Genomic DNA, 20,001 nt, shown 5'->3' with positions numbered 1-20,001 from the left:
AATCTAGATTCCCGCGTCTCTGAATAATTGATCAATGGAGCCACCTTCCAGAATGATGCGCGTAGCCTGTGCCAACATAGGGGCGACAGACAATACTTTGAAGCGGCTGGAGTGGTTATCAGGCAATGCGATGGAATCGGTGACCACGACTTCCTGAATGTTAGGATGATCCAGCTTCTCTAATGCCGGCCCGGAGAACAGGCCATGCGTAGCGCAGATGATGCTGTCCTTGGCCCCTCTTTCCTTCAAACCCTCGACCACATTAACAATCGTGGTTCCCGTATCAATCAGATCTTCTATAATAATAGGCGTACGCCCTTCCACATCACCGATCACATGAGTAATGACTGATTCATTATGGGCTGGACGCTTCTTGATCATGATCGCGAACGGCGAGTCCAGACGGTTCGCCAGCTTTTCAGCCATCGATGCACGTCCGGCATCCGGAGAGACGACCACGAGATCCGTAAGCTTCTTATTCTTCAGATATCCGCTGATCAGGTCAAGCGCCGTCAGATGATCGACAGGAATATTGAAGAAGCCCTGAATGGCTGCTGCATGCAGATCGATCGTAATGACGCGGTTCGCGCCCGCTGTGGTTAGCACATCCGCCACCATTTTAGCCGAGATCGGCTCACGAGGTGCGGACTTGCGTTCCTGCCGGGCATACCCGTAATACGGCACAATAATATTGACGGTGCGAGCCGATGCACGCTTGGCGGCATCAATCATTACCAGCAGCTCTACAAACATCTCATTGATGGGATGAGAGAGGGATTGCACCAAAAATACGTCGCAGTTCCGGATGCTTTCTTCGTAATGCACGTAAATCTCGCCGCTCTTGAAGCGGGTCAGCTTGATCTGCCCCAATTCCACTCCTAACCGTTCCGCAATATTTGCGGCCAGCTTTGGATTCGACGAACCGGAAAAAATACGCAATTGATGATGATGCATGACGCCCTCCTGCAAGATTATATTTTTATAGTTCAAACGGTACGAATGTGCGCTTGCGACCCTCGAATACCGCTAACTCGCGGAAGCCCGTCTCCCACAGCAGCCTGCGGGCCTCTTGAAGGCCTTCGCCGAGCTTAGCTGGGTCATGAGCATCAGAACCAAGGGTAAGCGGAATACCGAGCGCCAGCGCCTCCTGAAGCACATGCTCCGCCGGGAACATCTCAGCGCAGGGCTTAGTCAGCCCGGAAGCGTTCAGCTCCATGGCGATGCCACTTTCAGCAATGGCTTGCAACGCGCTGCGTTCAAGCTCCCTTACCTCAGCACGCCCTTCAGGGCTTTGCGGCCCATAGCCGAAGCGCTTAATCACATCCATATGTCCTATAATATCATATAATCCCGATAACGCCGACTTCCTAACCGCATCATAATATTTCCGGTAAACGTCCAGGGGATCCTTGCCCTCCCAGCCGTGAACTTGCCGGAAATCCGTGATATCCCACTCTCCCAGAAAGTGTACGGAACCGATTAAATAATCCCACGGGTACGGAGACAGCAACTCACGAATCTGCTCCTCGTAGCCTTCGATATAATCAGCCTCCAGGCCTACTCTCAGATCAATAATGCCCCGGTATCGCTCTTTTAGCGACAGACACTCTTCCACATAGCGGGGCAGCTCTGACAGTGGCATCGCCATCTCGGGATAATAGCTAGCCGGGTCCACATGAATCAACGGCAAATGATCAGATAAGCCCATTTGTTCCAGACCCAGCTCTATCCCGCGCTTGACGTACTCCTCCAGCTTGCCCACAGCATGCCCGCAGCGTTCATGATGGGTATGATAGTCGATATGCATTTCTTAAGAACCCCCTTAGTCGCGGCGTGGGCGTTCGTGACGAGCGCTTAGTTCTTCCATGATCTCGTCCAGCGGCAGCTTGCGTTCCTGCAGCAGCACGAGCAGGTGGTAGATCAGATCACTGATCTCCAGGCGCAGCTCGGCGTTATCTTTATTCTTGGCGGCGATAATCGTTTCGGAAGCTTCTTCGCCTACTTTTTTCAGAATCTTGTCGACGCCCTTATCGAACAGATAAGTTGTGTACGCACCTTCCGGCCGTTCTACTTCCCGCTCAGCAATGACGCGTTCCAGTTCGCCAAGTACCGCGAAGCGCTGAGCGTCTGAAAGATTGGCTGCAGCATTGGCCGCTTGCGCATCTTTCTCTGCGTCCAGTGCCACCTCAACTGGTGGATTAAGCGGAATCTCGCGGAAGAAGCAGGAGGTCTCGCCTGTGTGGCAAGCGGGGCCTTCAGGAACCACTTTGACCAACAGAGTATCACTGTCGCAATCGTAATGAATGGAAATGATCCCTTGGGTATTTCCGGAAGTACCGCCCTTATGCCATAGTTCACTGCGCGAACGACTCCAGAACCAAGTCTGCCCACTCTCCAGCGACAGCCGCAGCGATTCCTCGTTCATATAGGCGAACATTAGAACCTCCAGCGTATTTGCATCCTGAACGACTGCTGGCAGCAGACCCGCCTCGTTCCAGCGGATGCCCTCCAAGACCTCTTGTTGTGTCAGCTCTTTCTTTCCTTGCTCCTGGCTCATCGGATCTCCACCCCTTTTTGCTTCAAATCAGTCTTCAACTCATGAATAGCAATTTCTTTATAGTGAAAAATGGTAGCGGCCAGCCCAGCATCCGCCTTTCCTTCCGTAAATACATCGTAAAAGTGTTCTTTCTTCCCGGCCCCGCCTGAAGCAATCACAGGAATGCTGAGCAGATCGCAGACAGCGCTTGTCAGCTTCAGGTCAAAGCCGTCCTTTGTGCCGTCAGCATCCATACTCGTAAGCAAGATTTCACCTGCTCCCAGTTTTTCCGCTTCCTTGGCCCAGGAAAGTGCACGGATTCCGGTCGGCTTGCGTCCGCCATGCGTATACACTTCCCACTCGCCCCAAGCGTCATTGTATTTGGCATCAATAGCCACGACAATACATTGGGAACCGAAACGCCGGGCACCTTCCAAAATTAGCTGCGGATTGGTGATAGCCGCAGTGTTGATACCAATCTTATCCGCACCTGCGCGCAGCAGCCGCTTCATATCCTCCGGTGCGGAAATTCCGCCGCCGACGGTAAAAGGAATTCTGATCTCACCTGCGGTCTGCCGTACCACCTCAATCATGGTCGCCCGGCCTTCCACTGAAGCGGAGATGTCCAGAAATACCAGCTCATCCGCACCTTCGCGGTCGTATAGAGCTGCCAGTTCGACTGGATCACCAGCGTCGCGCAAATTGACAAAGTTGACGCCTTTGACTACCCGCCCGTCCTTGACGTCGAGGCAGGGAATGATACGTTTAGCCAACATAGATGATATCCCCCGATCTTATTTCTGTCCTAGCGCCTTCAATGCTCCGCCAAGGTCGATGTTGCCAGTGTAAAGCGCTTTACCGACAATTGCGCCGCCAATACCACTGCTGCTATGCACGTTCAGACGCAGCAGGTCATCAAGGCTGGTCACACCGCCGGAAGCGATCACTGTTTTGCCGCTGGCCGCTGCCATCGACAGAATGCCTTCCACGTTCGGACCCTGCATCATGCCATCCCGGGAAATGTCAGTGTAGATAAAGGTCTCAGCGCCTTTGGCCGCCAATTCCTTGGCTAGATCCTCCGCACGCACCTCCGAGGTTTCCAGCCAGCCATGCGTGGCTACGAAGCCGTTCCGCGCATCAATGCCGATGGCTACCTTGTCGCCGTATTTACCCAGCACGGCTTCCGTGAATTCGCGGTCATTGATCGCCGCTGTCCCGATAATCAGACGGCTGACCCCAAGGCCCAGCAGCTTTTCTACATCGGCAAGGGTACGAAGACCTCCACCAACCTGTACAGGAACATTCACACTGGAAGCAATGGCGCCAATAATGGCATCGTTGACCGGGTGTCCGGCCTTTGCTCCGTCAAGGTCAACCAGATGGATAAACTCTCCACCTTGGGCTTCCCACGACTGCGCCACCTTCAGTGGACTGTCGCTGAAGATTGTTTCCTGATTGTAATCGCCCTGCTGCAATCTGACGCATTTTCCATCCCGGATATCAATCGCCGGATACACTATAAAAGAAGACATTGACGCTCCCCGCTCTCGTTACAATATGGTTATAGCCCAGCAATGGGCTTATGTTTGTTATAGCTGATACGGTTATTGTTACTCTCGGAACAAGTATTCTAATTCTCGTTGCTACGGTTTTAACACCTTACTCTTAGCCCTTACTTGATTCTCAGAAGCTCATTGTCCGTAGCCGTTAAAAATCCCCTAAACCCGTTCCCTAGTAAGCTTCAAAAAATTCCCCAGTAACTGCACGCCAAGGTCCCCGCTCTTCTCCGGGTGGAATTGCATGCCGAAGACGTTATCCTGTCCAACGATTGCCGTTACTGGATGACCATAATCAGTCACGGCCAACAGATTGCTCTCCCGGCCCACTTCCACATGATAGGAATGGACGAAGTACACATGTCCTTCCTCAAGCCCTTCCAGCAGTGGGCTCTCCGGCTGACGGAAGCTCAAGCGGTTCCAGCCCATATGCGGCACCTTATAGCCATCACGGGGCGCGAAGCGCACCACGGAGCCAGGCAGAATATCTAGGCCAGCATGGGAGCCATGCTCCTCACTGCTGCTGAACAGCAGCTGCATGCCGAGGCAGATACCGAGGAGCGGTTGCCCAGCGGCAGCGGCCTCTTTTACCACCGTATCCAGGCCGCTCTCCCGCAGATGCTCCATGGCATCGCCAAAGGCGCCGACACCCGGCAGAATAACGCTGTCCGCAGCCAAGATCTGTTCACGATCACCCGTCACCAACGCCTCGTAGCCGAGACGCTCGACAGCCTTGCTGACGCTGTGCAGATTGCCCATACCATAATCGACGATCGCAACAGCCATGTTAAAGCACTCCCTTAGTGGAAGGCACACCCTTCACACGAGGATCAATCAAGGTGGCTTCATCCAGTGCACGTCCCAGCGCCTTGAACACAGCCTCGATCATGTGGTGCGTGTTGGAGCCGTAGTGTACGATGACATGCAGGGTAATCCGTGCTTCCAGTGCGAGCTTCCAGAGGAATTCATGCACCAGCTCTGTCGAGAAGCTTCCTACCTGCTGAGAAGGATACTCTGCCCGGTACTCAAAGTGAGGCCGGTTGCTGATATCAATAACAACCTGAGCCAGCGCCTCGTCCATTGGAACGAACACACTCGCATAACGCTTGATTCCCTTTTTATCGCCCAGCGCTTCACGCAGCGCCTGCCCGAGACAAATACCGATATCCTCCACCGTGTGGTGATCGTCAATATCAATATCGCCATTCGCCTGAACCGTCAGATCAAACTGGCCGTGCTTGGTGAAGAGATCCAGCATATGGTTCAGAAAAGGCACTCCAGTCTCAAGCTCCGAAGTCCCGTTCCCGTCTACAGCAAAGGACAGCTTGATGTCCGTCTCGTTCGTTGTGCGGCTTAACCCCGCTTCGCGTGCCACCTGTCCGTTATTGCTCTCCATGTCCGTTTCCACCTTTCAGTTCGTTCTCCAGTCTGATTTCAATGGCCCGCGCATGGCCTTCCAGCCCTTCACGGCGCGCCAGTTCTATAATCGTCTGCCCGTCACGCAGCAAAGCTTCCTTGCTGTAGTAGATCAGGCTTGATTTCTTGATAAAATCGTCCACATCCACAGGGGAGGAAAAACGCGCCGTGCCATTGGTCGGTATGATATGGTTCGGTCCCGCAAAATAATCCCCCACCGGCTCCGAGCTATACGCGCCCAGGAAAATCGCCCCAGCATTCTCGATGGCCCCGGTCAGGCTCATCGGATCGGCCGTTACAATCTCCAGGTGTTCCGGCGCCAGCCGGTTAACGACCGAGATTCCCTCTTCCATCGACTCTACGACGATGATCGCACCGTAATTCTCCACCGAGGCCCGGGCGATGGCCTGCCGCGGCAACGCCTGTAATTGCCGCTCCACTTCGGCGGCAACCGATTCCGCCAAGCTTTGCGATGGCGTCACCAGAATGGCCGAGGCCATCTCGTCATGCTCGGCCTGTGAGAGCAGGTCAGCAGCGACATAAGCCGGCTCGGCGGTCTCATCCGCCAGCACGACAATCTCGCTTGGACCGGCGATGCTGTCGATATCGACAGCCCCGTACACCTCGCGCTTTGCCAGCGCGACGTAGATGTTGCCGGGGCCGCAGATTTTATCGACAGGCGCAATGCTCTCCGTGCCGTAGGCCAGCGCGGCTATCGCCTGCGCACCGCCGACACGGTAGATCTCGTGTACGCCCGCTTCCGCGGCGGCCACGAGAATATAAGGGTCAATGCCTTCCTTGCCGCCGGTGGATGGCGGAGTCACCATCACAATCTCCGGCACGCCCGCGATTTGGGCGGGGATGACATTCATTAGCACGGAAGACGGGTAAGCCGCCTTCCCGCCTGGTACGTATACGCCCACCCGCTTCAGCGGGCGGATGATCTGGCCGAGGATGGTGCCATCCGGCTGCAGATCCATCCAGGAATTGCGTTTCTGCCGGGCATGGAACGCCCGAATGTTGGCTGCCGCCGCGCGGATGGCGGAGACAAACGACGCCTCAACCTTCCCGTAGGCTGCCTCTAGCTCCTCCGGCTTCACCCGCAGTGTATCCGGCGTCAAGAGGGCACCGTCATGACGCTCCGTGTAACGGAAAAGCGCAGCGTCTCCTTCTTTTTTAATATCGGCCACAATTTCCTTCACGGCCTTATTCTGCTCCGGCGTTCCATATTCAACTTCCCGCTGAAGATTGAATTCTTTGCTTGATTGGATCTTCACTGCTGGTTCCTCCTTTAGACATCCCTAACGCTGCTTGCTCACGCCAACTTCGAGCCCTGGACCTGCAATCACGCCTTGAAGCCGGTCACACAGCTGCTGGATTTCTGCATTCTTCATCCGGTAGCTTACCCGGTTCGCCACAAGACGGCTTGTAATTTCAAAGATACTGGTCATTTCCACGAGTCCGTTATCCCGCAAGGTCTGTCCTGTCTCCACCATATCAACGATCCGATCCGCCAGTCCGATCAGCGGGGCCAGTTCGATAGAGCCGTTCAGCTTAACAACCTCCACCTGCTGACCCTGCTCGCGGAAGTAACGGGACGCAACATTGGGGTACTTGGTTGCCACCCGCTGCTGAATGCCCGGCTGCCAGTTCGGCAGGCCGATAATCGACATCCGGCACCGTGCAATACCAAGGTCAAGCAGTTCATACACATCCCGGTCCTCTTCCAGCAGAACATCCTTCCCCACGATTCCGATGTCTGCCACACCATATTCGACATATGTAGGAACATCTACCGGCTTCGCCAGTATGAATTCCATGCCAGCTTCGGGAATTGGGACGACCAGCTTGCGGGATTCTTCGCCATCCGGCGGAATCGGAAGCCCGGCTTGACGGAATAATTCCGCCGCTTTATTGTAAATGCGGCCTTTAGGCATAGCCACCTTCAAAATCTGCGCCATTGTTCAATTGCCTCCATTTCCGGTGCGATCATTGGTTATTTTCTCCTGTCGCTCACGACAGTTATTTAGATCTGGTTAATTATATTTATAATTCGAAGTCATGAACGGACCGCGAATGTACGTACTTCCTCATATCTTTCTTCCTGTAGCCCGGCGCTATCAGCCCCTGGTTTATCGCCGCTATCAGAATCTCCTTGCTCGGAGAGCAAACGGGTTACTACAACACGTCCCTCCGACCGTAATCGCGCAGCCTCCTGCAGCCCATCCTGACGCCGGGATACATCGTATTGTACCAGAATAGGCAGCTCTTCCGTTTCATTCTCTGCAGGAACACCGTCCAGAATACGATTCGTCTTGAGCGAAAAGCCTGTGGAAGGAACGGGACGACCAAACTGCTGCAACAGATTGTCATAACGTCCGCCGCTGCATACCGGGAAGCCCAACTCAGCCGCGTAGCCCTCGAAGGTCATTCCGGTATAGTAAGTGAAGTCTCCGATCATCGTCAGATCGATCAACACGTGCTGGGACACCCCGTAAGATTCCAGCACCTCCCACACTTTGCATAAATGCTCGATGGAAGCCCGGGCCAGCGGGTGACCGCTAAGTTCCAGCGCCTGATTGCATATTTCCTTACCGCCACGAAGACGCAGCAGGTCGTTAAGCTCATTCTTCTGTGCTTCAGGCAACTCCAGACGGCGCAGGGTTTCACGGAAGGAGACATAATCCCGGCTCAGCAGGTGGCTCTTTAATTCCTCTTGAGCCTCCGGCAGACCCGGCACAGCCTCCTGGAACAGCCCATTTAGGAAACCGACATGGCCCATCGCGATTTTGAAAGACTTCACACCTGCAGCCTGCAGCGATGCAATCGCCAGCGCAACCACCTCTGCATCCGCCTCTGGGGAATCGTCACCCACCAGTTCAACGCCAGTCTGGAAAAATTCCGCTTCCCGCCCGGCCTCTTCCTCAATTGCCCGGAAGACATTAGCGTGATAAGAGAGACGGAGCGGCAGTGGCTCATCCTTCAGCAGCGAGGATACCACCCGGGCTACGGGCGCAGTCATCTCCGAACGCAGCACCAGTGCCTGACCGCGGTTGTTCAGTAATTTATATAACTTCTGATCGGATGTAGAGCTGGCAACACCAACGGTATCGTAGTATTCCAGCGTAGGTGTGATCATCTGCCGGTATCCCCAACGGCTCATGCAATGCAGCACGTCTCTTTCAATCTTGCGCAGCTTCGATACCGCATGCGGGAGATAGTCACGCACGCCGGCTGGCTTCTCGAATCCTTTTGGTTTGGACATCTTCTAGGTTCACCTCATCAGGTATCATTGTAATTTATAAATTCCACTTACTTTACTATGGTAAAGTGGTAGCAAATTAAAGTATTTGCAATATCGTATCACGTACTACTCTAAATCGTCAATTGTGCCTTGTAAAACTGTTGCTTTTCAAACCTAATTTCTTGATGGTTACCGTAGTTACAAAACCCCTCGGACCTTCCACTCCGTTCAGATGCAAAGCAGAGCTCTGGCTTAAAGGGGTTGGAACCGCCCTGTCAAGGTATGCTAAAATCGTTAGGGAATCGGCCTAGTTGACCTCGTTGTACTTAGAATATCGGAATATTTCAAAGATTTATGTAATTGTGTACGTAATACATTTTCTTCAGACTGCATGAAATCCCCTTTAAAATGTTCGTATCTTATGCAGTACTTCCAATGGAAAGAAGGACTGAAGCATGAGCAATTCCTATATGATTGGCGTGGATATCGGGACGACTAGCACCAAAGCGGTCCTCTTCCGGGAAAACGGTGGCATTGTAGCCCAGGCAAATATCGGCTACCCGCTTCACCAGCCATCCCCATCGGTGGCAGAGCAGGACCCGAATGCGATTCTAGAAGCGGTCATCCGCACTGTGTCGGATGTAATGAAACAGAGCGGGACCCGGGCAGACGATGTATTGTTCGTCTCCTTCAGCTCCGCCATGCATAGTGTTATTGCCATTGACGGCAGCGGCAATCCCTTAACGGCCTGTATCACCTGGGCCGATAACCGTAGTGCAGGTTGTGCGCTGCGTCTCAAGAATGAACTGCATGGCCAGGACCTGTACCTTCGAACAGGGACACCTATCCATCCCATGTCGCCAATTACCAAGCTAATGTGGCTGCGGGAAGATCATCCGGACGTGTTCCAGCAGGCCGATAAGTTCATTTCCATTAAAGAATACATATTCGCCAAGCTGTTCGGCGAATATGTTATTGATTACTCCATCGCCTCTTCGACTGGGATGCTTAACTTGGAGCAGCTCGACTGGGATGCTGAAGCCCTGAATATCGCCGGGATTACCAAAGACCGACTCTCGAAGATTGTGCCGACTACACATGTCATGCAGGGCCTGCTCCCCGGGCTGGCGGACAAGCTTGGCTTGCTCCAATCGACCCGGTTCGTCGTTGGCGCCAGTGATGGCGTGCTGTCCAATCTCGGTGTAGGTGCCATTAAGCCGGGAGTTGTCGCCGCTACGATCGGGACCAGCGGGGCTATCCGAACGGTTGTAAATCGTCCGATTACAGATCCCAAAGGGCGGATTTTCTGTTACGCTCTTACGGCAGACCATTGGGTCATCGGCGGACCGGTGAACAATGGCGGCATGCTGTTCCGCTGGGTACGCGATGAATTCGCAGCCTCCGAAGTAGAAACCGCTAAGCGTCTTGGCATCGATCCCTACGAGGTGCTGACACGTATCGCCGAGCAGGTGCCCCCCGGCAGCGGCGGCTTACTGTTCCATCCTTATCTGACAGGTGAACGAGCGCCACTATGGAATCCTGACGCCCGCGGCTCCTTTTTTGGACTGTCGATAAACCATCACAAAGAGCATATGATCCGCTCCGTGCTGGAAGGCGTGATCTTCAATATGTATACCGTGCTGCTGGCGATGGAAGAGAGTATCGGCCGCCCGCATCAAATTCTTGCGACAGGCGGCTTCGCCCGCTCCCCGCTCTGGCGGCAGATGATGGCCGATATTTTCGACCAGGAGGTGGTTGTGCCAGAGAGCTTCGAAAGCTCTTGCCTAGGCGCGGTTGTCCTCGGACTGCTCGCCACTGGGCGTGCAGAATCCTTCGACGTCGTGTTCGATATGATTGGCTCCACACACCAGCACCATCCGTTCACTGAGCATGCCAAGGTGTACAAGAAACTCCTGCCGATCTATATTTCCGTATTTAGAAGTCTGGAAAGTCAGTACGAGGCCATTGCCCAATTCCAGCGGGAACAAGCCGGGGAGTAGAATCCGCTATTTCTTCTATAGTAACCAGAAAGCGCCGCACACCCCACTTTGGGGATGTACGGCGCTTTTTAAGCTGTCACCTAGTATTTTAGGCAGAATGTAGGCTACAGGTCCGCAGATTAGCTCTGCACGCCTGGTTTCGCCTTCTGCGGTGCAGAGCCGAACACAATCCATGCTGGCTTCACATAGCGGAAGGCTATCGCGACAATCAACCAGGACACGAGCAACGCGACCAGCCAGCCTCCGGCAATGGCCGCAGTGTAGGCCAGTGAACCGCCATGGAACGGCAGCTTTCTATAGAAGAAGAGAAGCGCCGGATGGATCAAGTAGATTCCGAACGAGCATGCGCCTGCAGAGGTCAGCAATCTAGCAGTCAGACTGCGGCCCGCCCCGTATAGCAGGAAGGACAGCTGCAGCAGAACAAGGCAGGAGAGCAGCGCATGCAGATTGGAGAATGCCTCATACCACAGACTGTTGATGACGGTTTTCTTGGTAAAGTTATTGAACCACAGCTCCACATGAACCACACCTGCAGCGATCCACAGCAACCAGAGTGCAACCCAGACATAACCCCTGCCGGCACGCCAGCCTTCGCGAGAAGGTACCAGCCATTTTTTCAATGATCCGTAATAGACCGCTATCCCTGCCCCGAGCAGGAAGTAAGAGAAGTATGTAATGGCCAGGCTTCCCTTCGTCAACTGCCAGTACCCGTGGTTGGTCATATATTTGTTAAGAACGACGAAGCCCCACTGAAGCGCCAGCCCGATTAACGGAGCCCAAGCCGCCAGTGAACGGACCTTTTGCAGACACCACAGAATCAGCGGGAACAGCACATAGAATTGAATAATGATAATGACATAATAAAGGTGCGTGTACGCCGTACCTGTCAGCAGATACTTGCCCAGCTTGGAAGCCAGCTCCATGGGCGGCAGACTCCAACTATGTCCTGCGGTCATTTTCAATATAAAGTACATCAGCGAGAACATCACATACGGCACTATGATATAAATTAACCGTCTGCTATAGAATTTCCCAAGCGTCTTGCCGCTTAGCGGCCGATCTATGTAATTGTAGAACAAGACAAACCCGCTCAAGAATACAAATGAAGGTACTGCAAACTGACTGAATTTATTAATGAATAAGAACGGGTGAAACATGGAGGTTCCCAGCGTCTCCGCGAGTGTACGCGAAGTAGCATGAATCGCCAGCACGGCAAAAATAGCAATGGCCCGGAAAATATCCAGCTGTGGAATCCTTTCTTTTTGCTTCATTATCTTCCCTCCTGTTAAACTTTGTGTTTCCATTATTCATATAAGACGCGAAAAACCCTGCAGGTGTTGCGCACAAGCACGCAATATTCAACTGCAGGGTCCAAGCTGTTATTCACGATTCTTCCACACTCTCCGCGCTTTGAGACGATTTCAGGTCTCTAAGTGGATTACCTCCCACAAAAGCACCGGCTGGCACGTCTCTGTGGACTACAGAGCCCGCAGCTACGATCGCCCCATCCCCAATGGTCACCCCGGGAAGGATCGTGGTATTGGCACCCACCAGTACGTTCTCCCCGATAATGACTTCACCCAGGCGGTATTCCTTAATGAGATACTCATGCGCCAGGATAGTTGTGTTATAGCCAATAATTGAGTTTTCACCAACCGTTATTTTCTCCGGAAAAAATACATCCACCATCGCCATCAGTCCAAACGCCGTATGCTTTCCTACCTTCATACCGAGCACACGCCGGTATATCCAGTTCTTTAACGGCAGAATCGGACAGTAACGGGCAATTTGAATGAATATAAAGTTTTTGACGCCCTTCCACGGGCTGACCGTGCGGTAGATGTACCACAACGAGTTATGCCCTTCCACGGGATAACGGGTCACATTTCTCACGATTAATCCGTCCCTTGATCCACGAGATCACAGATTTCCTTCATATCGTGGATGATATAGTCCGGCCCATACTTGCTAAGCGTCTCCTCGCCCTTGAGTGACCAGGCGACAGCTGCCGCATACACTCCCGCAGCCTTGGCCGACTGAATATCCACGATGCTGTCCCCCACCATCAAGGTTGTACGGAGATCAGCATTCAGATTGCGTACAGCTGTCAGGACAGGCTCCGGATGTGGCTTAGGTTCCGTAACATCGTTCACTGTCACAATGGTATCCATGTACTTGAGCAGATCGAACATTTCTAGCGCTTTGATAGTCGTCGGACGGATCTTGGTGGTTACAATCCCCATCTTAATCCCCCGCCGCGCCAATGCTTCCATCGTCTCATTCACATGTGGAAAAGAACGAATCAGGGCATCGTGATGCTCGTAATTATAGGAGCGGTAGGAAGCTTCCAAACCACTTATATCCTCCAGCCCCGAGAACACTCTCATCTGATGCTGAAGCGTAGTCCCCATGTGGGGAATCATCTCTTCCCTGCTCAGTGTGGGCAGGTTATTGTGCTGTAGTGCATACATGAACGAATTCAGAATCAACTCGTTCGTATCAACAATCGTTCCATCCAGATCAAAAAGAACGCATTCTATTTTCAAGTTTACTGCTCCTTCTTATCCTCTTCAGCAGGCGGCTTGAGACCGGCCTGTGACCCCTTAGAGGCCTGCTGTGGTGTATGCTCTGCGCTGTCAGGTACAACGGCATCTGTGTTCCCAGTCTTTGTCGAAACAATAGGATCGGAATAATGAGCTTTCGGCTGTCCTGTAGTCCGACGGATAATAATGAGCACCACAGCAGCAACAATAATTAACAAGGACAACAGCTGAGAAATGCGGATATTTCCGTAGTTTGGATCCAGGAACCCTGGTTCAAAGCCCAGCCATTTCATCGGACTCCACAGTCCATTTATGAATGATGCCAGACCACTGCTTCCATTGTAACCTAGACTGTCCGTACGCAAGGCCTCAATGAAGAAACGTCCAATGGAGTACCAGATGAAGTAAGACAGGAATATTTCACCTGCACGGACAAACTTCTGGCGCCGGAGTATCATTAGAATTGCGATCCCGAGCAGACTCCAGAGTGACTCATAGAGGAAGGTAGGATGATGAAAAGCATCTCCTATGTACATTTGATTAACAATGAAGTCAGGCAGATGTAGCTTGCTGCGCAGGAAAGATTCCTCAACAACGCCGCCATAGGCTTCCTGATTCACAAAGTTCCCCCAACGCCCGATCATCTGACCGGCAAGCAGCCCAGGTGCGCAAATATCGATAATGCGCCAGAATGGATAACCTTTATACCGGAAATAGATGATTCCGCATATAATGGCACCGATTAGCGCCCCGTAGATGGCAATGCCTCCGTTCCAGATTTTGAAGACATCCACAAAGTTATCCTTATAGTCATTCCACTTGAACGCTACATAATAAATGCGGGCACCGATAATTGCGGAGGGCACTCCCAGCAAAAGCATGTCCATAAAGAACTCCTGAGGAATGCCAAACCTGCTGCCCTCGCGAATGACCAGAAATAATCCCACCAGTGCGCCCAGTCCTAGAATCAAACCATACCAGTGAACCGGCAGAGATCCAATTCTAAAGACTATAGGGTCCAAAGCTAAAGGGAACATTCTCTCACACTCCTAGTCCAGATCATCCATATCCTCAGAGATGGTGGCTGTTAATTTGTTGGTAAACTGTAGCGCCGCATTAAAGCCCATTTGCTTCAACCGGTAGTTCATCGCCGCAACCTCGATAATAACGGCAAGGTTACGTCCCGGACGAACAGGAATGGTTACGAGCGGAATGTCCGTATCGATAATACGAGTCGTCTCTTCATCAAGCCCCAGGCGGTCGTATTGTTTATCCTGCTGCCAAGCTTCCAGTCTAACCACTAGCGTAATACGCTTATGATTACGAATGGCACCTGCACCAAATAGCGTCATCACGTTGATAATCCCTACGCCGCGAATCTCCAGCAAGTGACGGATCAGTTCCGGTGCTGTACCATGAAGCTGGTTATCCGAAGTTTGGCGAATCTCAACCGCATCATCGGCAATCAGACGATGACCGCGTTTGACAAGCTCAAGCGCCGTCTCACTCTTACCGATACCACTGCTACCTGTAATAAGCATCCCTACCCCATACACGTCACACAATACGCCATGAATGGTAGCCGTAGGAGCCAAACGCCCTTCCAGGAAACTCGTCAGACGGCTGGAAAAAATCGTAGTAGCCATCGAGCTGCGCAGCACAGGCAATCCCTTTTCATTACTTATATCAATGAGTTCCTGTGGTACTTCCAAAGCACGGGTGATTACAATACAAGGCGTATTGTCATTACAAATGCCCCGGACACGGCTCTTCCGCTCTTCCTCCGGCAGCATGGAGAAGAAAGCCAGCTCGGTCTTGCCCAGCAGCTGAACACGTTCTTCAGGGTAATATTCAAAATAACCGGCCATTTCCAGACCAGGGCGGTTGAGGTCATCGACCGTGATCGGCCGCTTCAGACCCTCATGTCCCGATACCACTTCTAATTGAAAATGCTGTACCAATTCAGATACTTTTACCTTCTTAGCCATGTGAATTCTTCCTTTCCTCGCCTGCGGTTTTTTCTCCGCTATCCCGCGTTCGGTTAGGATGATATTCCCATTCCATCCGCAGGTAATTCTCCTGCTAATCTTAATGGATAATGCCTATGAATGCAATCTTAATGCCCCTTAACAAAGGGTATATCCCCCTTAGGAGAAGGATGCATACCCTTCACAGGCCAACCAAAAAGCCACCCCAAAGGGGTGGCTCGCAAAGCGGGGTAAGTCTTATCCCAGCAAAATGTTCTTTTCGGATTCTTTGTCGAAGAAATGAACTTTGTTCATGTCGATCGCCAATTTTGGCTTGCTGCCTTCACGAGTTGTAGAACGTCCGTCTACACGGGCAATAACAGTGCTGTTGCCCACACCGCTCAGGTACAAGAGCATTTCGTGACCCAGGTTCTCGGTAACATCAACCAACGAAGAGAAGATTGTGTTCGGAGAAGCTTCCAGGAATACTGGCTCTTCGTGGATATCTTCTGGACGAACGCCCATAACCACTTCTTTACCGATGAAGCCTTTGTTACGAACGATTTGAGCTTTGCCGCCTGGTACTTCAACATCCAGGTTGTCAGCACGGAAACGAACAGCGCCGTTTACATCGCTCAAAGTACCTGTAATAAAGTTCATTGTAGGGGAACCGATAAAGCCCGCTACGAACAGGTTTTGAGGTTGGTTGTAAAGCTCTTCAGGAGAAGCAGCTTGTTGAATGATACCATCGTACATAACTACGATACGGTCACCCATTGTCATAGCTTCTGTTTGGTCATGCGTTACGTAGATACAAGTAGTTTCAAGGCGCTTAACCAGTTTAGTGATTTCCGCGCGCATTTGACCACGAAGTTTAGCATCCAAGTTGGAAAGAGGCTCATCCATCAAGAAGACTTGCGGATCACGGACAATCGCACGTCCCAAAGCGACACGTTGGCGTTGACCACCGGAGAGTGCTTTTGGTTTACGCTCAAGCAAGTGCTCGATGTCGAGGATCTTCGCAGCTTCACGTACCTTCTTGTCGATTTCTTCTTTCTTCACTTTACGCAATTTCAAACCAAACGCCATGTTTTGGTATACGCTCATGTGCGGGTACAACGCGTAAGATTGGAATACCATCGCGATGTCACGGTCTTTAGGAGCAACGTCATTCACGACACGGTCGCCAATGTACATTTTACCTTCGGAGATTTCTTCCAGACCTGCGATCATCCGCAAAGTTGTGGATTTACCGCAACCGGAAGGTCCAACCAGTACTAGAAATTCTTTATCTTTAATATCAAGATTGATATCCTCAACTGTAGCTTTATCAGAACCCGGGTATTTTTTGAAAATATGCTCTAAACGTACGCCTGCCATTGTATTTCCCCCTCGAGTCATTTATTAGATTAAAACATCAATTCGTTTCTTGTACATTTATCTTACCCCAGTTATGCCGGGATGGCTATTTGTAACGTTCACAAAAAACCTATTTTCTTTTCGTCACTTTATACAATAGCATCGTCAGCTTTACAATTGCAGCGTCTCCAAAGCTTCGGACATCGGCCCCAGTCTCCTGCTTGATCTTGTCCAGACGATAGAGCAGCGTATTGCGGTGGATATATAGCTTCTTAGCGGTTTCGCTCACATTACAGTCCATTTCAAAGAAAGTCTCCAATGTGAGCAGCATTTCCTTGTCGGACAAGACTGAGCTATAGTCGCCGATCTGCCCAAGTAGCTTGCGCCGTCTGGTGTCAGGAATACTATTCACTAGACGCTCTAAGCGCAGTTCCCAAGGGAGATGAATATATTCGCCGACCTGGAAGATCCGACCTAAAATGATGGTTTCCCGTAGCAGCGCCACTGAACCCGTTAGACCTTTGACCGGAACAACCGCCGGTGCTACCGCTAGATGAAAGATCCCTACCCATTCACTGGCGATCAGCTCATGCAGCCCCATTGAAGTCTGGGCCAGCAGATCATCGTCATTCTCTTCTTCATCTTCCTTATCATCCCCGCCGGTGAGCAGTTCCTTACGCGCTAAAATCAACCATTCCTTCTCCTGAAGCGGAATAAGCAGAACCTCATTCTCAAAATAACTCCGCAGCAACTTCATTAGCGATCTGTAAGATACCTGAGGACTGTGTACGTTTTCACTACTTAGGAGAAAAGGAATCATATCGCTGAAAAGCCGGCTCTTTAAAGCCATATCATCAGGGATCTCTGCGTCATCCTTCTCTTGCTCCAACTGAGCATTCAACCAACTGCTAAGCTGACGGGCTTCCACCTCGCCTTCTTCACGAAACCCTGTGGCTTTCAGCGCTACTGCAAAGTTCTGGGCTGCATAATTGACCAGCTGAACTTCCCGCGAACTAAGACCTTCCAGTTCTACCCATACTGTCGTTATACGGCCATCATTATCATATAAGGGCACCCACAAACTTCCTTCAGAGATAACAGGCTGCTGTTCCTTGCCTTCCGTTCCTACGCCAAAAAGGGAAGCGGATTGCTGCCTCCCTAACTGCTTGAGTCCGGTTCTTTTTCCGGTGAGCTGTTCCAACTTTTGACGCAATGTCTCGCTATCCATCGTCACCATACTCCACCACTCTTACTCTTTTCGACTATTTTAACATATTTCTATGCATCATGCGGTGTCAGAACAGGTCGAACGATAATATCTTGTGCAATTTTATGTCATATTCCGGTTGTACTCTCAGAATAGTTATGTTCTTCACGTTTCAATTTCCTCAAAGCCTTGTTCATCCAGATCGCGGCCAGGGCACCCTCGCCCATAGCTACTGTCGCTTGCTCAGCATGAACAGCTACATCTCCTGCCACCCATACATTCTCCACATTGGTTGTCATTGAGCGCTTATTAGCTTCTATGTGCTTGTTCTTATGCAATTCCACGCCTAGTTGGGCTGCAAGCTCCGAATGCACTGGGTTTCCGCCAAAAGCAATAAAGCCACGCTCTGCGGGAAGAAATGTACCATTTTCCAAAGCTACTCCCGTAATCATTCCATCCTCTTGCCCGTTCACACGCGATATAGTTTCTTCTATATATGTTATGCCCTCTGCGTTCAAGCGATTTAGCAATTCAGGGGACAACGCTGTTTTCTCATGATTAATATAGGTTAAATGCTTCGTCCGTTCACGTAAAATAAAAGCCATATTTGCCCCGGCTTCCCCCGCACCCATCAGCACGGTCTGCCGGTCCTGAATCTCATACCCGTCACAGTCGGGGCAGACATATACACTGCAGCCCAGCAAGGAGGTCAACCCTGGCAGGTCTGGAAAACGATCCGATACCCCAGTTGCCAGCAATATCGTCTTCGTGCGATAGGTCTGACCTTGACTACCCCGCAGCTGAAAATGGTTCTCCTGCTTCTCCGCCTTCAGGACCTCATCCACCAAAAACTCTACTCCGACACGTTCCGCCTGTTGTCTACCACTGGCCCTCAGCGTCTCTCCCGATACGCCATCCGGCCATCCCAGTATGTTATGATAGCTCCGGCACAGACTCGAGCGTCCCTTCCCAGCGTCCACCACCAACACACGATGAGCCGAGTACCGACCCAACTGAATCGCTGCCTGTAAACCAGCAATCCCACCACCAACAATAATCGCATCATATATCAAGGAATATCCCTCGTTTCTGCACTGCATGAATACCCTTATAATTAAACGAAATCCGGATTTTTAAACTTGCTTACTGTAATCCTTTTTCAGTTTTCACTGGAAAAACAAAAAAACAACTAAAAAACAAAAAAGCCACCACCATAAAGGTGATGACTTTTTCTAATTGGGATGAGCCATGAAGGACTCGAACCTTCGACACCCTGATTAAAAGTCAGGTGCTCTACCAACTGAGCTAATGGCTCATAAATGGTGGGGGATGATGGATTCGAACCACCGAACACGTACGTGAGCAGATTTACAGTCTGATGCGTTTGGCCACTTCGCTAATCCCCCAAGAAAGGTGGCTCGGGACGGAATCGAACCGCCGACACGAGGATTTTCAGTCCTCTGCTCTACCGACTGAGCTACCGAGCCATATGAAATTTTTACATGACAATGAAGCGGAATAGTTACACTTCCACTCTTCTGTGGAAAACTATACTTCATTAAGATAAATGGCGGAACCGACGGGATTCGAACCCGCGATCTCCTGCGTGACAGGCAGGCATGTTAGGCCAACTACACCACGGTTCCACAATTTAGATGAAAAAATGGTGCCGGCGAGAGGACTTGAACCCCCAACCTACTGATTACAAGTCAGTTGCTCTACCAATTGAGCTACACCGGCACAGTGTAAGGTATTACGGTATTATAAATGGTGGAGGCTGAGGGGATCGAACCCCCGACCCTCTGCTTGTAAGGCAGATGCTCTCCCAGCTGAGCTAAGCCTCCAGGTATTATGGTAGCGGCGAAGGGGATCGAACCCCCGACCTCACGGGTATGAACCGTACGCTCTAGCCAGCTGAGCTACACCGCCACAATAATTAGTATTCATATGGATTGGAATGGCGGAGAGAGTGGGATTCGAACCCACGCACCGCTTACGCAGTCTAACCCCTTAGCAGAGGGTCCCCTTATAGCCACTTGGGTATCTCTCCAAACAAGACTTTTTCCATATAATCCATACAGGCTTAATCGCCTGAAAACTGAATCCGAAACGAATTTGCATTCTAAATGTAGGATAAGCCCTCGACCGATTAGTATTGGTCAGCTCCATGCAT

19 protein-coding genes and 8 tRNA genes are annotated in these 20,001 nt (G+C 51.4%); 1 reads left to right on the top strand and 26 read right to left on the bottom strand.

Going from position 1 to position 20,001, the window contains the following annotated elements; all coding sequences use genetic code 11:
• Window positions 1–3: 3 nt before the first annotated feature.
• The 10 genes from ACFVU8_RS26175 to ACFVU8_RS26130 form a co-directional block, all read right to left on the bottom strand.
• Entirely contained in the window at window positions 4–954 is a 951-nt protein-coding gene (locus ACFVU8_RS26175) for a ribose-phosphate diphosphokinase (RefSeq protein ID WP_066375716.1), read from the bottom strand.
• Between the two features lie 25 nt (window positions 955–979).
• Window positions 980–1,807: a histidinol-phosphatase HisJ gene (gene hisJ, locus ACFVU8_RS26170; RefSeq protein ID WP_387431223.1), complete on the bottom strand. Its 828-nt coding sequence runs from the start codon at window positions 1,805–1,807 to the stop codon at window positions 980–982.
• Between the two features lie 15 nt (window positions 1,808–1,822).
• Entirely contained in the window at window positions 1,823–2,557 is a 735-nt protein-coding gene (gene hisIE, locus ACFVU8_RS26165; protein WP_387431221.1) for a bifunctional phosphoribosyl-AMP cyclohydrolase/phosphoribosyl-ATP diphosphatase HisIE, read from the bottom strand.
• Window positions 2,554–3,312: an imidazole glycerol phosphate synthase subunit HisF gene (gene hisF / locus ACFVU8_RS26160; protein ID WP_175369952.1), complete on the bottom strand. Its 759-nt coding sequence runs from the start codon at window positions 3,310–3,312 to the stop codon at window positions 2,554–2,556. Before hisF ends, hisIE begins: the two co-directional genes overlap by 4 nt.
• Before the next feature lie 18 nt (window positions 3,313–3,330).
• Window positions 3,331–4,068: a 1-(5-phosphoribosyl)-5-[(5-phosphoribosylamino)methylideneamino]imidazole-4-carboxamide isomerase gene (gene hisA, locus ACFVU8_RS26155; protein ID WP_175369951.1), complete on the bottom strand. Its 738-nt coding sequence runs from the start codon at window positions 4,066–4,068 to the stop codon at window positions 3,331–3,333.
• 186 nt (window positions 4,069–4,254) lie between these two features.
• Window positions 4,255–4,878 carry an imidazole glycerol phosphate synthase subunit HisH gene (hisH, locus tag ACFVU8_RS26150; RefSeq protein WP_387431219.1) on the bottom strand — a complete coding sequence of 208 codons (624 nt, stop codon included), beginning with the start codon at window positions 4,876–4,878 and terminating at the stop codon, window positions 4,255–4,257.
• A gap of 1 nt (window position 4,879) precedes the next feature.
• Window positions 4,880–5,488, bottom strand: a complete 609-nt coding sequence (gene hisB / locus ACFVU8_RS26145; protein WP_175369949.1) for an imidazoleglycerol-phosphate dehydratase HisB — start codon at window positions 5,486–5,488, stop codon at window positions 4,880–4,882.
• Window positions 5,475–6,785: a histidinol dehydrogenase gene (gene hisD, locus ACFVU8_RS26140; RefSeq protein WP_175369948.1), complete on the bottom strand. Its 1,311-nt coding sequence runs from the start codon at window positions 6,783–6,785 to the stop codon at window positions 5,475–5,477. Before hisD ends, hisB begins: the two co-directional genes overlap by 14 nt.
• A 24-nt stretch (window positions 6,786–6,809) precedes the next feature.
• A complete protein-coding gene (gene hisG / locus ACFVU8_RS26135) occupies window positions 6,810–7,469 on the bottom strand; it encodes an ATP phosphoribosyltransferase (protein WP_066375749.1) in 660 nt (219 codons plus the stop codon).
• 98 nt (window positions 7,470–7,567) lie between these two features.
• Entirely contained in the window at window positions 7,568–8,773 is a 1,206-nt protein-coding gene (locus ACFVU8_RS26130) for an ATP phosphoribosyltransferase regulatory subunit (RefSeq protein ID WP_387431218.1), read from the bottom strand.
• Window positions 8,774–9,207: 434 nt separating this feature from the next.
• Here ACFVU8_RS26130 and gntK point away from each other — a divergent pair, with 434 nt between their 5' ends.
• Window positions 9,208–10,752 carry a gluconokinase gene (gntK, locus tag ACFVU8_RS26125; RefSeq protein WP_387431216.1) on the top strand — a complete coding sequence of 515 codons (1,545 nt, stop codon included), beginning with the start codon at window positions 9,208–9,210 and terminating at the stop codon, window positions 10,750–10,752.
• Between the two features lie 119 nt (window positions 10,753–10,871).
• Here the strand turns inward: gntK and ACFVU8_RS26120 are convergent, their stop codons facing one another.
• The 16 genes from ACFVU8_RS26120 to ACFVU8_RS26045 all read right to left on the bottom strand — a co-directional run bounded on the left by ACFVU8_RS26120 (window position 10,872) and on the right by ACFVU8_RS26045 (window position 19,878).
• A complete protein-coding gene (locus ACFVU8_RS26120; protein ID WP_387431213.1) occupies window positions 10,872–12,023 on the bottom strand; it encodes an acyltransferase in 1,152 nt (383 codons plus the stop codon).
• 112 nt (window positions 12,024–12,135) lie between these two features.
• A complete protein-coding gene (locus tag ACFVU8_RS26115) occupies window positions 12,136–12,645 on the bottom strand; it encodes an acyltransferase (protein WP_379470297.1) in 510 nt (169 codons plus the stop codon).
• Between the two features lie 2 nt (window positions 12,646–12,647).
• A complete protein-coding gene (gene ppaX, locus ACFVU8_RS26110) occupies window positions 12,648–13,298 on the bottom strand; it encodes a pyrophosphatase PpaX (protein WP_387431211.1) in 651 nt (216 codons plus the stop codon).
• Between the two features lie 2 nt (window positions 13,299–13,300).
• Window positions 13,301–14,332 (bottom strand): prolipoprotein diacylglyceryl transferase, encoded by a 1,032-nt coding sequence (gene lgt / locus ACFVU8_RS26105; protein WP_387431209.1) that lies wholly within the window; start codon window positions 14,330–14,332, stop codon window positions 13,301–13,303.
• 12 nt (window positions 14,333–14,344) lie between these two features.
• Window positions 14,345–15,283, bottom strand: a complete 939-nt coding sequence (hprK, locus tag ACFVU8_RS26100; protein ID WP_175369942.1) for an HPr(Ser) kinase/phosphatase — start codon at window positions 15,281–15,283, stop codon at window positions 14,345–14,347.
• Between the two features lie 237 nt (window positions 15,284–15,520).
• Window positions 15,521–16,642 (bottom strand): ABC transporter ATP-binding protein, encoded by a 1,122-nt coding sequence (locus ACFVU8_RS26095; protein WP_379470302.1) that lies wholly within the window; start codon window positions 16,640–16,642, stop codon window positions 15,521–15,523.
• A 109-nt stretch (window positions 16,643–16,751) separates the two neighbouring features.
• Window positions 16,752–17,849, bottom strand: coding sequence for a PucR family transcriptional regulator (locus ACFVU8_RS26090; protein WP_379470304.1), 1,098 nt, complete (start codon window positions 17,847–17,849; stop codon window positions 16,752–16,754).
• 107 nt (window positions 17,850–17,956) lie between these two features.
• Window positions 17,957–18,901, bottom strand: a complete 945-nt coding sequence (locus tag ACFVU8_RS26085; RefSeq protein ID WP_387431207.1) for an NAD(P)/FAD-dependent oxidoreductase — start codon at window positions 18,899–18,901, stop codon at window positions 17,957–17,959.
• A 169-nt stretch (window positions 18,902–19,070) separates the two neighbouring features.
• Window positions 19,071–19,143: transfer RNA gene (locus ACFVU8_RS26080), tRNA-Lys, on the bottom strand.
• A gap of 5 nt (window positions 19,144–19,148) precedes the next feature.
• Window positions 19,149–19,234: transfer RNA gene (locus tag ACFVU8_RS26075), tRNA-Tyr, on the bottom strand.
• A gap of 8 nt (window positions 19,235–19,242) precedes the next feature.
• Window positions 19,243–19,315: transfer RNA gene (locus ACFVU8_RS26070), tRNA-Phe, on the bottom strand.
• An 81-nt stretch (window positions 19,316–19,396) separates the two neighbouring features.
• Window positions 19,397–19,474 (bottom strand) — tRNA-Asp (locus tag ACFVU8_RS26065).
• A gap of 18 nt (window positions 19,475–19,492) precedes the next feature.
• Window positions 19,493–19,568: transfer RNA gene (locus ACFVU8_RS26060), tRNA-Thr, on the bottom strand.
• A gap of 28 nt (window positions 19,569–19,596) precedes the next feature.
• Window positions 19,597–19,672, bottom strand: a tRNA-Val gene (locus tag ACFVU8_RS26055).
• An 8-nt stretch (window positions 19,673–19,680) separates the two neighbouring features.
• Window positions 19,681–19,757 (bottom strand) — tRNA-Met (locus tag ACFVU8_RS26050).
• 29 nt (window positions 19,758–19,786) lie between these two features.
• Window positions 19,787–19,878: transfer RNA gene (locus ACFVU8_RS26045), tRNA-Ser, on the bottom strand.
• Window positions 19,879–20,001: the final 123 nt, after the last annotated feature.

Origin of the sequence: Paenibacillus sp. NPDC058177 (assembly GCF_042883835.1) — a bacterium.
Classification (GTDB): Bacteria; Bacillota; Bacilli; order Paenibacillales; family Paenibacillaceae; genus Paenibacillus_AQ; species Paenibacillus_AQ agri.
This window is presented reverse-complemented; position numbering and strand designations above follow the sequence as displayed.